At 45.4% G+C, this 15,638-nt stretch carries 15 protein-coding genes and 1 tRNA gene; 8 read left to right on the top strand and 8 right to left on the bottom strand.

Annotation, left to right across the window (positions count from 1 at the left end; all coding sequences use genetic code 11):
• Positions 1 to 8: 8 nt before the first annotated feature.
• From accA to gpmI, 5 genes are all read right to left on the bottom strand, one after another.
• Complete coding sequence (gene accA / locus B649_RS01715; protein WP_015652772.1) at positions 9 to 944, bottom strand: acetyl-CoA carboxylase carboxyl transferase subunit alpha; 936 nt, start codon at positions 942 to 944, stop codon at positions 9 to 11.
• Between the two features lie 12 nt (positions 945 to 956).
• Positions 957 to 2,174 carry a beta-ketoacyl-ACP synthase II gene (locus B649_RS01710; RefSeq protein ID WP_015652771.1) on the bottom strand — a complete coding sequence of 406 codons (1,218 nt, stop codon included), beginning with the start codon at positions 2,172 to 2,174 and terminating at the stop codon, positions 957 to 959.
• Between the two features lie 105 nt (positions 2,175 to 2,279).
• Positions 2,280 to 2,510 (bottom strand): acyl carrier protein, encoded by a 231-nt coding sequence (acpP, locus tag B649_RS01705; protein WP_015652770.1) that lies wholly within the window; start codon positions 2,508 to 2,510, stop codon positions 2,280 to 2,282.
• Between the two features lie 83 nt (positions 2,511 to 2,593).
• On the bottom strand, positions 2,594 to 3,337 hold the full coding sequence (gene fabG / locus B649_RS01700) for a 3-oxoacyl-ACP reductase FabG (RefSeq protein WP_015652769.1): 744 nt from the start codon (positions 3,335 to 3,337) through the stop codon (positions 2,594 to 2,596).
• Between the two features lie 99 nt (positions 3,338 to 3,436).
• Positions 3,437 to 4,912, bottom strand: a complete 1,476-nt coding sequence (gene gpmI / locus B649_RS01695) for a 2,3-bisphosphoglycerate-independent phosphoglycerate mutase (protein ID WP_015652768.1) — start codon at positions 4,910 to 4,912, stop codon at positions 3,437 to 3,439.
• 87 nt (positions 4,913 to 4,999) lie between these two features.
• Here gpmI and mraY point away from each other — a divergent pair, with 87 nt between their 5' ends.
• The 5 genes from mraY to galU all read left to right on the top strand — a co-directional run bounded on the left by mraY (position 5,000) and on the right by galU (position 10,495).
• Positions 5,000 to 6,076, top strand: coding sequence for a phospho-N-acetylmuramoyl-pentapeptide-transferase (gene mraY, locus B649_RS01690; protein ID WP_015652767.1), 1,077 nt, complete (start codon positions 5,000 to 5,002; stop codon positions 6,074 to 6,076).
• On the top strand, positions 6,076 to 7,284 hold the full coding sequence (murD, locus tag B649_RS01685) for a UDP-N-acetylmuramoyl-L-alanine--D-glutamate ligase (RefSeq protein WP_015652766.1): 1,209 nt from the start codon (positions 6,076 to 6,078) through the stop codon (positions 7,282 to 7,284). The genes mraY and murD overlap by 1 nt, the downstream gene beginning before the upstream one ends.
• A 64-nt stretch (positions 7,285 to 7,348) precedes the next feature.
• Positions 7,349 to 7,424 (top strand) — tRNA-Phe (locus B649_RS01680).
• Positions 7,425 to 7,543: 119 nt separating this feature from the next.
• Entirely contained in the window at positions 7,544 to 9,457 is a 1,914-nt protein-coding gene (locus tag B649_RS01675) for an HD domain-containing phosphohydrolase (protein WP_015652765.1), read from the top strand.
• Between the two features lie 189 nt (positions 9,458 to 9,646).
• On the top strand, positions 9,647 to 10,495 hold the full coding sequence (gene galU / locus B649_RS01670; RefSeq protein ID WP_015652764.1) for a UTP--glucose-1-phosphate uridylyltransferase GalU: 849 nt from the start codon (positions 9,647 to 9,649) through the stop codon (positions 10,493 to 10,495).
• Between the two features lie 194 nt (positions 10,496 to 10,689).
• Here the strand turns inward: galU and B649_RS01665 are convergent, their stop codons facing one another.
• The gene (locus tag B649_RS01665; RefSeq protein WP_015652763.1) at positions 10,690 to 11,082 is read right to left on the bottom strand and encodes an META domain-containing protein; all 393 of its coding nucleotides are present in this window, start codon (positions 11,080 to 11,082) and stop codon (positions 10,690 to 10,692) included.
• Positions 11,083 to 11,198: 116 nt separating this feature from the next.
• On the opposite strand from B649_RS01665, the gene B649_RS01660 reads away from it, so the two are divergent.
• Positions 11,199 to 11,600, top strand: coding sequence for a DUF948 domain-containing protein (locus B649_RS01660; RefSeq protein WP_015652762.1), 402 nt, complete (start codon positions 11,199 to 11,201; stop codon positions 11,598 to 11,600).
• 3 nt (positions 11,601 to 11,603) lie between these two features.
• Positions 11,604 to 11,912 (top strand): hypothetical protein, encoded by a 309-nt coding sequence (locus B649_RS01655; RefSeq protein ID WP_015652761.1) that lies wholly within the window; start codon positions 11,604 to 11,606, stop codon positions 11,910 to 11,912.
• Here B649_RS01655 and B649_RS01650 read toward each other — a convergent pair.
• A complete protein-coding gene (locus B649_RS01650) occupies positions 11,909 to 12,976 on the bottom strand; it encodes an AI-2E family transporter (protein WP_015652760.1) in 1,068 nt (355 codons plus the stop codon). The genes B649_RS01655 and B649_RS01650 overlap by 4 nt on opposite strands.
• Before the next feature lie 12 nt (positions 12,977 to 12,988).
• Entirely contained in the window at positions 12,989 to 14,752 is a 1,764-nt protein-coding gene (locus tag B649_RS01645; protein ID WP_015652759.1) for an ABC transporter ATP-binding protein, read from the bottom strand.
• A gap of 162 nt (positions 14,753 to 14,914) precedes the next feature.
• Here B649_RS01645 and B649_RS01640 point away from each other — a divergent pair, with 162 nt between their 5' ends.
• Positions 14,915 to 15,511, top strand: a complete 597-nt coding sequence (locus B649_RS01640; RefSeq protein WP_015652758.1) for a peroxiredoxin — start codon at positions 14,915 to 14,917, stop codon at positions 15,509 to 15,511.
• Positions 15,512 to 15,638 lie beyond the last annotated feature (127 nt).

The following is a 15,638-nucleotide window of genomic DNA, read 5'->3' as shown; positions in this document are numbered from 1 at the left end:
GGTTAACCTTATTCGCTGAATCTGCCCATTCCGACAAGACGGTTGTAACGTTTTTCCAGACGTTCCGCATCACTCAAAGTTTTGAGTTTTGACACTTCACCCAGAAAATAGTTTTTAAGAGCACGGACAGCACCCTCTTTATCACGATGTGCCCCGATTAGAGGTTCATCAATAATATCATCGATCAAATCAAGCTCTTTAAGATCGGCAGAGGTGATTTTAAGCGCTTTGGTTGCAGCTTCCACTTTGGTCGGATCATTCCATAAAATAGCCGAACACCCCTCTGGAGAGATAACACTGAATACGGAGTAGCGCATCATCGCAAGGCGATCGGCCACACCGATTGCCAATGCTCCACCGCTTCCCCCTTCGCCGATAACAACCGATACGGTAATCGTATTAAGGTTAGAGAGTTCGAGCAAATTACGGGCAATCGCTTCACTTTGATTACGTTCTTCAGCACCAAGCCCTGGATATGCGCCCGGAGTGTCAATCAGCATCAACAAAGGGATATTGAATTTCTCGGCCATTTTTGCCACGCGGAGAGCTTTGCGATACCCTTCAGGATGCGGCATACCGAAGTTACGTTTGAGCTTGTTTTTGGTTCCGCGCCCTTTTTGCTCACCGATCACCATTACCCGTTCATCACCGATGGTTCCGATATAACAGATAATAGAGAGGTCATCACGAAAATGGCGATCCCCGTGAATCTCATATTTTTGATCCAAAAGGAGATTGATGTAATCAAGCGCATACGGGCGGTCTTGGTGACGCGCGAGCTGAAGCTCTTGATAAGGGGAAAGATTAGCATAGGTTTTTTGAACTTCTTTGTCCAAATCCTGCTTCAGAATCTCTACTGCATGGTGATCATAGCGTACTTCTGCCGCAATGATCTCCTCTTGGATTTGACGAATAGTCTGTTCGAAATCTAAATAGGTAGCCAACGGCTTGCCCTCTTATATTTTTTTGAAAATAACGACACCGTTAGTGCCGCCAAATCCAAATGAGTTGCTCATAACGATATTCAGCTCTGCTTTGCGTGCCACATTCGGAACGATATCCAAATCACAGTTTTCATCAGGGTTTACGTAGTTGATGGTTGGAGGGATAATACCATCACGCATCGCCATAATACTGATAACCGCTTCGATTCCACCCGCTGCACCGAGGCAGTGACCCGTTTGACCTTTGGTTGAACTTACCGGAGGACAGTTCTCTTTGGAACCGAATGCGATTTTAAGCGCCGCAGTTTCATTTTTGTCATTGGTAGGGGTGCTTGTTCCGTGGGCATTGACGTAATCGACTTTCGGATGTCCCGCCATTTTCAATGCCGCTTTCATGGCACGTAACGGCCCTTCAAGACTCGGAGTCGTAATATGATTCGCATCGCCGCTTTCACCGAAACCGATAAGCTCAGCATAAATACGTGCTCCGCGAGCCACTGCCGCATCATACTCTTCGAGTACCAATGCAGCCGCTCCCTCACCCATAACAAATCCGTCACGTTCCGCATCAAACGGACGTGATGCGTGTTTTGGATCATCGTTGCGGGTGCTAAGCGCTTTCATCGAAGCAAATCCGCCGATACCGACACCGGTAATCGCCGATTCAGCCGCAACCACGAGCATTTGATCCGCACCGCCGATCATAATCGTCTTTGCCGCTTCACTAATAGCGTGAGTCCCCGCCGCACATGCCGTTACCGCAGAAAGATTCGGCCCTTGCAAACCATGATCGATCGTGATAAATCCTCCGAGCATATTGACCAATGCACCCGGAATAAAGAATGGAGAGATACGACGAGGCCCTTTGGTCTCGAGGATAATCGAGTTGCGCTCAATCGATGGAAGACCGCCGATACCCGATGCTGCATCGATACCGAAACGCTCTTTATCAAACCCTTCCGGAAAATTGGCATCTGCCATCGCCTCTTGCGCCGCTTTAATCCCCAAATGGATAAAACGGTCCGCTTTTTTAACCTCTCTTGCATCCATAACCGATTCAGGATCGAAGTTTTTGACCTCACCGGCAATTTGCGCACTTTGTGTTGAAGCATCGAAAATCGTGATCATATCGATCCCGCATTCACCTTCACAAATTGCTTTGAATGAGCTCTCTTTATCATGACCAACTGCATTGATCATTCCCATTCCGGTTACTACTACTCTTTTCACATTCTCTCCTGATGGTGGATGGTCTGAAACTTTGGCTCCATTAAGCCAAACTCTTAGACCATATTGTTAGATTGATACTATCGAGGCAAAACCTCGATAATGGTTTTAGTTTTTGCTTTGGATGTAGTTGATGACATCTTGAACAGTTTGGATTTTTTCCGCTTCGTCATCAGGGATTTCGATATCGAATTTCTCTTCAAGAGCCATTACCAATTCAACAACGTCAAGGCTGTCAGCGCCAAGATCTTCTACGAATTTAGAATCCTCTTTAACTTCGTCCGGGTTTACGCTGAGTTGCTCAACCACTACTTCTTTAATATCGTCGATAAGTGCCATAATAGCTCCTGTTCCTATGAATAAAATCGGCAAATTATACCATATTTAGCTTAAGGAGGCAAAATAGACCTCCCAACCTAGTACTACATAAACATCCCGCCGTTGACTTTGAGGGTCTCTCCGGTAATGTAGCTCGCATGATCACTAAGCAAAAACGCCGTTGCTTCCGCCACTTCTTTTGCATCACCGAAACGTCCCATCGGGATTTTTGCCGTAAAGGCCGCTTTTACTTCCTCTTTTAACTCATCCGTCATATCGGTTGCGATAAAGCCCGGAGTGATACAGTTGTAACGGATGCCGCTGGTTGCCGCTTCGATCGCAAAACTTTTGGTCATCGCGATCATTCCCCCTTTGGATGCGGCATAGTTGGTTTGTCCCGCATTCCCGGTTTCACCTACGATTGAGGCCATGTTGACGATGCTTCCGAATTTTTGTTTGCGCATCGCTTTCATCGCTTCACGGCAACCGATAAATGCAGAAGTAAGGTTTGCATCAATGACACTCGTAAATTCTTCGGCCTTCATACGAAGCGCCAATTTATCGTTTGTAATTCCCGCATTGTTAACAAGATAAGAGAGTTCACCGTCCGCATCGACAATGGTTTTCACCGCATCGACAAACGCCGCTTCATCCGCAACGTCAAAACCGATCACCGCCGCACATCCGCCTTCAGCTTCAATCGCTTCTTTGACTGCGTCTGCCGCTGCCGCACCGCTGCGATAGTTGATCCATACTTTAAGACCGTATCCCGCCAATACTTTTGCCACTTCCGCACCGATTCCTCGGCTTGAACCTGTTACCAATACATTTTTACCTGTGAATTTCATCTGTTTCCTTATGTTGTAAAGTTTTGTCATTGCGGACCCGATCCGCAATCTTTGAGATCCTGAATCAAGTTCAGGATGACGAAAAAGCCTAATGATATACTAAATCAGCGGCCCATCCATCTCGGATGGAATGTCAAGCCCCATCAGTTTGAGAACCGTCGGTGCTACATTATTCAGTGCGCCCGGATGAACCTGCTTCACCCCATCTGCCATCACAAAACACCATACTTTTCCGACCGTATGATTCGTGAGGGTATTGCCCGCATCATCACGCATCTCTTCGCAGTTACCGTGATCGGAGGTCAAAACCATTGCATAGCCGTTTTTTTGTGCTGTTTCGACAATCCGTCCCAGCTCTTCATCAACGGCCTCAACCGCCTTAACCGCTGCTTCAAAGTTTCCGGTATGCCCGACCATATCGCCGTTTGCGAAATTAACGACCACAAAATCAACCCCTTCATCCATCGCTTTAAGCACAACATTACCTACTTCAGGAGCGGACATCTGCGGTTGCATATCATAGGTTTTCACTTGTGGGCTTGGGATCAGTACCCGTGTTTCGTTTTCATACGGCTCTTCGATACCGCCGTTAAAGAAAAAAGTAACGTGGGCATATTTTTCGGTCTCTGCCGTGTGAAGCTGTCGTAAACCTGCTTTAGAGATGACCTCAGCGAGCGTATTGATCGGCGCATCTTTAGGAAACAGCACCGGATAAGGGAAATTTTTGTCGTACTGCGTTATTGTCGCCAAATGAGTCGGTACAAATTCCCGCTTAAATCCGTTGAACGCAGAATCGCCCACAGCCGTTGTCAGCTCACGCATCCGATCGCTTCGGAAATTGAGTATTAAAACAGCATCACTCTCTTTAAATCCGTCATATCCTTCAAAAGCCGTAGGGGTGATAAATTCATCGGTCTCACCGGCAGCATAGGCATTTTCGATGTAATCGGCAACACTTTGTTCACTTTTAGGGTTGGCACATACGATTGCATCATAGCCCTTTTGAACACGATCCCAGCGATTATCACGATCCATTCCAAAAAATCGCCCGCCCAATGAGCCGATCTTAACGTTAGGATAGCCGTGTGCATTGACCGTATGCAAAAAGAGTTTTGCCGATGTAGGGGCCACATCTCTCCCATCGCTAATCAGATGGAGCCATACCTCTTTGCCCGCTTCGGCAGTAATCTCCACGACTCCCATCAAATGATCGATGTGCGAATGAACACCACCGTCGCTTAAAAGAGAGATCAAATGGATCCGCTTGCTGGTTTTGAGTAATGAGGCAAAAACACTATTATTCTCAAACGTTCCCTCTTCGAGAGCCAGAGAGATTTTGACTAAGTCCTGATACAATACCCGACCGCTTCCGATCGACATATGTCCTACCTCAGAGTTGCCCATCTGTCCCTCAGGGAGACCGACACTCAGCCCAAAGGTATCGATCAGTGAATGGGGAACATCACGAAACAGTTGATCGTACGTCGGCTTATGGGCCGCGTGAAAAGCATTATATTCACGTTTCTGAGAGTAGCCGATGCCGTCAGTAATGACTAAAACCGTTTTTTTACTCAAATTGGCTCCTTCGATTAATCAAACTTTTGACTAATTATATTAAAATGTCACTTGCTTTACAATTTTGTCTTTTAAAGAGTACCCTAAATGTTATATTGGTTTTATCAAAATATCCCTGCTGATTCTTTTTTCCACTTAAATATTTTTCAATACATTACCGTTCGGGCGGGCATTGCTTTCTTTATCGGTTTACTCCTTACCCTCTTTTTTATGCCTCGCTTTATCACCTGGGCACAGCGCTCCGCACGCGTGCAGCCAATCAATGAGTACGTCAGCGCTCACCAAGGGAAAGCCAAAACCCCAACAATGGGGGGAATCGTTTTTGTTGCTTCTACCGTTATAGCATCCCTCCTGACAGTAAATATCACAAACCCGTTTGTTATCGGCGGCTTATTGACGTTAGTATTTTATGCGTATATCGGTTTTACCGACGACTGGGGTAAAATTCGCGGCGGTGACAACCTTGCAGGACTTAGTGCCCGTGCGAAACTTACCCTCCAGATCATTTTTGGTATTGCCATTGGATTATTTTTGATCTATGTTGCCAAACTAGAGACCGGTTTTTACGTTCCGTTTATCAAATCGAGCCTTTTTGATATGGGGGGATGGAGTATTGTGTTTTGGGTTTTGGTTATGATTGCCACTTCCAATGCGGTCAACCTTACCGATGGACTCGACGGTCTTGCCACGGTTCCCTCGATCTTTGCCCTCCTCTCCCTCAGCATTATCGTCTACATCGTCGGTAATGCCGCACTCTCCCATTATCTCTTGATGCCGAAAATTCCCGCCGGAGAGGTTGTGATCATCGCGGCGGCATTGATCGGTTCACTGCTGGGCTTTTTGTGGTTTAACTGTCACCCTGCGCAAGTGTTTATGGGGGATAGCGGCTCACTTACCTTGGGAGCGTTTATCGCCTACATGGCAATCATCGGTAAAAGTGAGATTCTCCTTATCCTCATCGGCCTCATCTTCGTCATCGAAACGGTATCGGTTATCTTGCAGGTAGGAAGCTACAAACTCCGCAAAAAACGGGTCTTTTTGATGGCACCGATTCATCACCATTTTGAAATGAAACAGTGGGCGGAGAACAAAATCATCGTCCGATTTTGGATTATCGCCCTCCTCTCAAACATCTTCGCACTAATTACTTTAAAGATTCGCTAATGAAAAATCAAACTATCGCCTGTTTCGGGTACGGGAAAACGACCCGTGCCATCGCCAAACATTTCGGCCCTTGCACTTTTTTCGATGATAAATTTACGGAAGCTTCGGTCGATGAAGAGGGAAATTTTCTCAAACCGGTCGGTGAATTTGATTCCTCTCACTTTTCCCACGAGATCCCCTCACCCGGGTTCCCCCCTTCGCATGCGCTGATCCAACACGCACAGCACCTTATCAGCGAATACGATTTCTTTGCCCCGCAAATGCCGTTTTCGATCTGGATCAGCGGTACCAACGGCAAAACAACGACAACACAGATGGTCGAACACCTCCTCAGCGACAAAGGAGCCATCAGCGGCGGTAACATCGGGACTCCATTAGCCGATATGTCCCCCGATGCCCCGATCTGGATTTTGGAAACCAGTTCGTTCAGTATGCACTACAACACCATTGCACGTCCGAATATCTATGCCCTCCTCCCTGTTACCCCCGATCATGTCAGCTGGCATGGGAGTATGCAGGCTTATTACGATGCGAAACTGGGGCCCCTCACCATGATGAAGGAGGGAGAAGCGGTCATCTTGCCTAAAATGTTTGCCGATGCCCCCACCAACGGATTTAAAATCATCTACGAAGATGAAAAAGATCTCGCCGCATATTTCGGATTTGATGCTTCTAAGATCAAATTTAAAGGGGCATTCTTGATGGATGCGATGATTGCGATGGGGATTGATAAAATCCTCTATGATCGATGCGATTATGACCGTATTAACGCTTTCGTCCTCGATCCTCACCGTCAAGAGGAGTTTCGCGACGCTCGCGACCGTCTTTGGGTCAACGATTCCAAAGCGACGAATATCGATGCAACCCTCGCCGCATTACGAACCTACAGCGATCATAAAATTCATCTGGTACTCGGAGGGGATGACAAAGGGGTCGATCTCGAAGAGCTTTTTGCACCGCTTAAACGCTACGATGTAGATGTCTACGCAATCGGAAGCAACGCTTTACGTCTTGAAGCCCTTTGTAAACAATACAACATCCCCTGCACCCTCTGTAACACTCTCGATGTTGCGGTAGAGCAGATCAGCAAGAAACATAACCGCCACAGCATCGCGATGCTCTCTCCCGCAGCGGCAAGTTTGGATCAATTTACCTCGTACGCCCAGCGGGGGAACCTATTTAAGGAACTTGCGAAAGCGACAAAATAGTCGCTTTCCACACTTTAAGCTTATCTTTAAGCTTGTCAAGCTATAATTTCGGCCTCACAAAAGTGGCTAATTAGCTCAGTCGGTAGAGCAGTAGACTGAAAATCTGCGTGTCCTTGGTTCGATTCCGAGATTAGCCACCACCTATATTTTGAAACTCACAGCCCATTAAACCACAAGATACAACACTATTACTCCTCTGCACAATAAAATGCTATAATCATTGCCAATACAATTAAAGAAAATTGGACAGGGTCAAATTGTGAACAATACGCGAGAAAAGATAAATACTAAAATCGAGTATGCCTATCAAGAATGGTTGTACGCTTTGGATGCTATTTCATCTCCGATATTTCTGCATGACAAAGAGTTCCGTATCCTCCGCTGTAATAAAGCCTACAGTAAGTATGCCGGCATCCCCTATTCCGAGATTATCGGCCGACTCTATTATGAACTCTTCCCTAAAAGCGACGGGCCCCTGCCCCACTGCACCGAAGCACTCGAAGATCCTTTAAGTGAAGGAAGTGAGGAAGATGTTAAGATTGACGATAAACTTTTTCATTCAAAAGGTTTCATCATCAAAGATGAGCGAGGCAATTATCTTTACTCTTTGCATATCCTCGAAGATATTACCGAACAACGACAAATTGAACAGGCTCTTCGCGAAAGTGAAGAGAAATTCCGTATGCTTGTCGAATCAACCAGTGACTGGATTTGGGAAGTTGATCAAAATGGAAACTACACCTACGTCAGCCCAAGCGTGCAGACACTCCTTGGCTACACCCCTGAAGAAGTCTTAGGGAAATCCCCTTTTGATTTTATGCCCCCCGATGAAGCTCAGCGTCTCAGTTCCGGATTTAAAAAACTGGTAGCTGATCATACTGCGCTTACGACCTTGGAAAACACCAATGTGTGCAAAGACGGAAGTACCAAAACTTTGGAAACGAGCGGTCTCCCTTTTTTTAACGAGCAGGGGGAATTTGCCGGTTATCGGGGGATCGATCGGGACATTACGGAGAGAAAACTCTCTGAAATATCACTCAGCCGTGCCAACCGTGCACTCAAAACCCTCTCATCGTGCAATATGGCCTTGGTACGAGCTAAACATGAATACGAATTGCTTCAAACAGTCACCAATGTAATCGTTGAGCAGGCAGGATATAACCTCGCTGCCGTTGTATACGCTGAAGAAAACCCGCAAAAGAGTTTGACTCTCATAGCCGGAGCCGGATTAAACGTTAAGAATCATGAATGGGCCAATAATATCACATGGGATGATACGCCCGATGGTCAATTGCCCGTTTCGTTTGCGATACGGACCGGGACAACACAAGTCTGTCACAATATCGCCTGTGCCATCGGCGTAAAATTATGGAAAGAGGCGGCCCTCTCAGAAGGATATATTTCAAATATTGCTCTCCCGCTCTCAAATGCAGACAAAACTTTTGGCGCTCTGTGTATCTATTCCAGCGAAGAAAACACTTTTGACGAGGAAGAGATTCGCCTCCTCGAAGAACTCGCCAATGATCTCTCCTACGGTATCCTCAATCTACGCACCCGCGCCCTTCATGAACAACATACAATACTTCTTCGGCAAAGTTTGGAACAGTCTATTCAAACCATAGCCGCTACGGTTGAGGCACGCGATCCCTATACCGCAGGTCACCAACATCGTGTAAGTGAATTAGCGACAGCCATTGCCCGTGAAATGCAATTAGGTGATGAACAGGTGCAGGGGATACATCTCGCCGCTATCATCCACGATTTAGGTAAAATTCATATCCCTGCAGAAATCCTATCCAAGCCCGGTAAACTCAACAAAATCGAGTTCATGCTGATACAAACCCATCCTGAGGAAGGATACAATATTCTCAAAGATGTCAAATTTCCATGGCCGATTGCCGACATTATCTTACAACACCATGAGAAAATAGACGGTACCGGCTACCCGCAAGGGCTCAAAGGGGATGAAATACTGCTTGAAGCAAAAATTATCTGCATTGCCGACGTCGTCGAAGCGATGTCATCGCATCGACCTTATCGCGCATCATTAGGGATCGAACCGGCGTTAGAAGAGATCAGACGGGGACGGGGAAGCTGGTACGATGCTTCAGTGGTTGATGCATGTCTGAAACTGTTTCATGAAAATAGATTTACTTTCAGTAATACTCGATAATTTCGTACGATGCACACCATTCAATGCGAACACTAACCGTTCAAAGCCGATCATAATTACATCGAGTATTTCTTGTATAATGTCAAAGAAAATACCCGTTTTATTGTTATTTTATGAATTGCCATCCAAACCGTATTTTCAATTATCGGATTTTGTTGAACTTCCGAATACAAATCCCTAAGGTCATGCATGAAACAAAAATCTCCGATCCAAGTCTGTTTATTTCCTGCTGCAGGATACGGAACCCGTTTCTTACCCGCTACCAAAGCAATGCCCAAAGAGATGCTTCCGGTACTCACAAAACCTCTTATCCAATACGGAGTAGAAGAGGCGATGGAAGCGGGGATGAACACCATGGCAATCGTCACCGGTCGCGGAAAACGTGCTATCGAGGACCATTTTGATATCAGTTATGAGCTGGAACATCAGATCAAAGGGACATCAAAAGAGAAAATGCTCGCAGACATTCGTCATATTATCGATAAATGTACCTTTTCCTATACACGACAGTTAGAGATGAAGGGGCTGGGACATGCCATCTTAACCGGAAAACCGCTAGTCGGACATCAACCTTTTGCCGTCATTTTGGCGGATGATTTATGTGTCAATGATCATCAAGGGGTACTTACCCAAATGGTCGCATTGTACGAAAAATATCAATGCTCGATCGTTGCTATTGAAGAAATCGATCCCAATCATACCGATAAATACGGGGTTATCGCCGGTGAAGAGATTGAAAAGGGTATTTATCGCGTCAGTACGATGGTTGAAAAGCCCTCACCTGCCGATGCGCCAACCAACCTTGCAATTATCGGGCGTTATATCCTCACACCCGATATCTTTGATATTCTCAGCTCCACCAAACCCGGCAAAGGGGGAGAGATCCAAATCACCGATGCGCTCATGGAACAAGCACGCACCGGAAATGTTATCGCCTATAAATTCCAAGGCAAGCGTTACGACTGCGGAAGTATCGACGGATACGTTCAAGCTACGGTAGAGCTTTACCAAAAATCAAAACTACAGCCCTCACACTAAGTACTTTTATCACTCCTAAGCCAACTCGCTTATGGCAGTGTTATCACAACAATGCGTCTTTTTGCATCCGCTCTTGAAGCGCTATCAAAATATAGGCGCTCACTGTTCCTCCATGAAATTCTCTTATTTTTTCTTCCCACTCTACCGGTATGGTAATCAGCTTTTTTTTCTTCTCTTTATCACTTAAAAAAGGATTACGGTTGTTTTTCTATACGAACAAATTCACCGAGAATTTCTCCTGACGTACCCAATAGTGTCAATGTTTTTTCGCCTAAGCGGTATCGTTTAGAGAGCATCAGTACGTGACGAAACTGATCGGCACTTTTCATCCGCTCCGGCTCACATGCCATCATCGTCGACATCATTTTATCCGATATCATTAGGGTATCGCCGCTGGAAATATAAGCTGATCCGAAGCGGTTACACCCATCACTCCCGCTTATTCTTCCATTATCAAAACGGATCGTGGCACTCGAGCTGAGGGATTTCCACTCTCCGTTCAAAGGATCTTTTGACCCTATCTGAAGCGTTGAGCATCCACCTATCAGTAACGCAGCAGTCATCGTTGCAAAGATTCGTTTCATCATCAAAATTCCTCATATGGTTCTAGGATCAAATAATAGCTAATTTTGTCACTCAACGAGGATGAAAAAAACTGTAAGGATTAGTGCGCTATGATGCATCCATGCAAGGAGAGTATTTCATGGATAATCAACTCTTAACCATCTTTGTCGGAATTATCGCACTGTGCAGTGTGTTTATTACGGCCGTTATCATTCTCATCGCTTTGCAAATGCTCAAAACGATGAAGCAGCTTAATGAATTTACCGCACATGTCCAAAATGAACTCAGTTTTCTCTCGACAAAAGCGGCGCTCACCCTTCATGAAGTCAATGAGCTAATCGGTCAGTTCAAAGAGGAGACACGATCACTGAGCGATAAATCAAAACTCTCGCTGCATGAACTGCACGATTTGATCTCGTTTGTCCATGACGAAACCAAATCTCTGGCCCTCAAAGCCTCTAACGGGATTGCAAAAGTGACGATCGGTTCACTTGCAATCGGTGCATTGTCTCAAATGCTAAAGAAAAAAAACAAGGAGTAACCTATGAATCAAAATAACACGCTCAGTTTTATCCTCGGTGCCGCTATCGGTGCAGCCGCTGGATATTATCTCTTTAAACACCAAGACGAAATCGTCGATAAAATCCATGAACTCGAGGGAAATCTCAACATCGATCATAATGCCCTGATCGACAAAGCAAAAAGCAAACTCGATGATTTAACCCAGAGTGTTCAATCCACCATCGAACGTTACACTCATGGGAGTGAGCCAAAAACAACCGATGAGATCACCGCGATTATGGCAGAACTCTCAAAGTTGCGTGAAGAGGTTAAAACCCTGCAAGCCACTTAATGCAATGCACTTCGATTTGCTTTACGGAGCATTCGGAGTGTCGTTACCGCAAATGCCACGATTGCCGGACCGAAAATAAATCCCCAAAATCCAAATGTCGCCAAACCTCCGACAATCGAAAAGAAAATCAAAAATTCATTCATACGGCTTTTCCCCTCACTCAGAGTTCGATTGACAAAGTTCAAAATCACCAGTTTTATAATATTATCGATAAAAAATGCCAACATTGCCCAGGAATAAATTGCAATAATCACAGCATTGAATATATTGCCGTGGAAATACTCATTCAATGCAATAGGGATCCACACCAATCCTGTACCGAAAACGGGGATAATCGCAGAAATGGCGGTCATAAAGCCAAGTAAAAACGGGTTATAGCCATCAAAAAATGCGATAAAAACACCAAATGCCAACCCCTGAGCGATCATGACTCCGCCAAGCGTGTAAAAGACAACCGCTGTAGTCGTCAATATATCGTTGAAAAATGCCCGTTTTATACTCCGTGAGAGGGGGATAATCGGGAGAATAAAGAGCATAATACTGCGTCCGTACCAGCTAAGGAAAAAGAAAAAAACGACGATCATCGCCATCTCGCCCAACATGGAGACAAATGTTTTTAACCCGCTTCCAAGCCATCCGGCGATAGCGGTAATAATTTCTTCTTTATGAAGTTTCCCCATCACGATCAGCTGATCGAACGGCTCTTTTAACCATGAAAGAAAACTAGGAAGATGGGAGGGGAGCGTATCAATCTCACTCCCGAGCGATTTGAGTGTCGCAACAGCAGATGAAGGCTGACCGAGTAAATGGTACAAAAACAAAGCGATAGGGGCAAAAAGGATCAACGAGAGTCCCAATGTAACGATCCCTGCCGAAACCACCGAGGAAACGGGCTGGAACCAGCGAAGATTTCGTACTTTTGCCTCAACAATTCGGTGAAGCGGAAACACCACAATCGCCAATAAAAAAGCGACAAAAAAACTTTTTAAAAAAGGGAAAAAAAGCCAAGTGACCAATCCTAACGCTGTAAAAATCATAAAACGGACAAAGGTTGTATTTTCCATTATTTCCTCTTATTAGTGTTGTTTATGGACAAAGCTTTTAAAACTTCCATCCAGATGTTCCAGTGCTTCACGTGTACCCTCTTCCAAGACAACGCCGTTCTCGAGAACATAAATATAATCGGCTTTGGTAATCGTGCTAAGGCGGTGGGCGATGATAATTACCGTTTTGCCTTTCAAGAATTTCTCCAATGCTTCAAATAATGCACTTTCCGTATGAACATCCAAAGCAGAGGTTGATTCGTCAAAGATAACCACTTTCGGGTTTGCCAATACCATCCGTGCAATGCTGAGTCGCTGACGTTGCCCTCCGGAGAGGCGAATCCCCAGTTTTCCTACTTGTGTTTCGAGTCCGTTAGAGAGGCTGGAGACAAAATCATAGAGCTGGGCAATACGCAGTGCCTCATAAATCGCTTCATCACTGATGTCATCCCCCATCGATAAGTTAAATCGGAGCGTCTCGTTAAACATCAACGGCTGTTGCAAAACCACAAACACCGAATCGCGTATACGGGGAAATCCGATCTCCTGAACACTCACTCCATTGTAACGGATATCCCCTGATGTCGGCGGATAAAATCCTACTAAAAGTTGCGACAGGGTACTTTTACCGCTTCCGCTGGAACCGATAATCGCCACTTTTGCCCCGGCACCGATGGAGAGGGTGAGGTTTTTCAATATCGGTTCAGTTGGATCGTACCCGAAAACCAGCGAAGAGGTTTCAATACTGATCCCTTCACTGTGTTCAAAGGGATCATGATGTGCAGTATAGGAAGGCTCTTTTGGCAATGCCAAAAGTTCGTTGAGTCGTGCAAGGGCATTTTTTGCGTTGGCAAAGCTGTATTGCAAGGAGAGCAACTCCTGCACCGGTGTCATCATAAACCATAAATATCCGAATATCCCGAACATCAGCCCGATAGAGAGGTCGGAGAACAACACCATCACTAACCCCAACGCTCTGAATATCTCAAATCCGCTCAAGAAAAGAGTATACGAAAACCGCTCGCCCCGCAATGCCTGTATACCGTAGCGTCCGGCACTCTCTTTTAGCTTCTGTGCCTGAACAATACTGCGCTCGATAAAACGCTCCTCTTTGTTGCTCGCGCGGATCTGCCCGAAAAGATCACACATCTGAGTCAAGCTATCGGAAAGCTCGCCGATGGTACGGTTTTGCTCTTTTTTAAGTAACCCGACCCGACCCGAAATCTTGCGTGTCACGATCATAATCATCGGCTGAAAAATAAGGATCAAAATCCCAAACAGAGGATTGATCCAAATCAACACCACCGCTACACCGATGAGCGTTGCTACCGAGACGATCAGTTTGGAGAGGGCACTGCTCAAAAAATGCTCGATCGTATCGATATCGGTCACCAGATGGGTAACGACTTTTCCACTTCCCAGAGCCTCATACGCAGACATCGAGACGCATTTGAGATGATTCAGGGCTTGGGTTCGGATTTTGAAACTCATCTCTTGGGAGAGGGTAATGAAATAGCGCTGAGAAAGGACGCTGAGAACGAAAAATAAAAATCGAAGCGAGATTGTTACTAACAACACAATCCCGATATACAAAAGCGGCTCGTGCAACGGGGTAAATTTATCGATTTCATCGGTGATCCACCCCCCTTTATGGAGCAATACCTCATCGACCAGCAAAGGGATGAGAAGAGGGATAGGGATACTGACCAGCGTCGCAATAATCGCGATCATATTACCGCGAAGCAACTGGGGCTTGTAATCGCGCATCATCGAAAAAAGGTATCTAAAGGTAATCATAGAGTGATTATATCCTAAGCAAGTAAGTGAAACTACCTGTTTTATTCTAAATAATAAAAATTTTCCTTTAGAATTTAGGGTTACTTTCTGAGTTCTTATTTGAATTAATCTTCGTGTGTTACAATTTCCTCATATTACTCAAAAACCACACAAGGAAATCACATGCTCGTTACCAAAAAAGCTCCTGACTTTACCGCTACAACCGTTCTTGGAAACAATCAAATCGTTGATAATTTCAACCTCTACGAAAACCTCGGCGAAAAAGGTGCCGTATTGTTCTTCTACCCATTGGACTTTACATTTGTTTGTCCATCTGAATTGATCGCATTTGATCACCGTCTTGATGCATTTACAGAACGCGGAATCAACGTTATCGGTGTATCGGTTGACTCACAATTCAGCCACTTCGCATGGAAAAATACTCCGGTAAACCAAGGCGGTATCGGTCAAGTTCGTTACCCATTGGTAGCAGACCTTAACAAACAAATCTCACGTGATTACGACGTATTATTCGGTGAATCGGTTGCACTTCGCGGATCGTTTTTGATCGATAAAGACGGAACGATTCGTCACGCAGTCATCAACGACCTTCCACTCGGACGTAACATCGATGAGATGCTTCGTATGATCGATGCGATGTTGTTTACCAACGAGCACGGTGAAGTTTGTCCGGCAGGCTGGGCAAAAGGTGACGCAGGAATGAAAGCGAGCACTGAGGGTGTTGCGGAATACCTTGCAGAACACGCAGAAACATTATAATTTAAACGCCGAAGGAATAAAATCCCTTCGGCTACGCTAACGCTATGTTTTACCTCAGCGGTAAAAGCTCATTTTTCTTCTTAATATTGCAATTTGTCATTTTTCATTCTCTTCTAAAAAATCACTC

The organism is Candidatus Sulfuricurvum sp. RIFRC-1 (assembly GCF_000310245.1).
GTDB lineage: Bacteria > Campylobacterota > Campylobacteria > Campylobacterales > Sulfurimonadaceae > Sulfuricurvum.
This window is presented reverse-complemented; position numbering and strand designations above follow the sequence as displayed.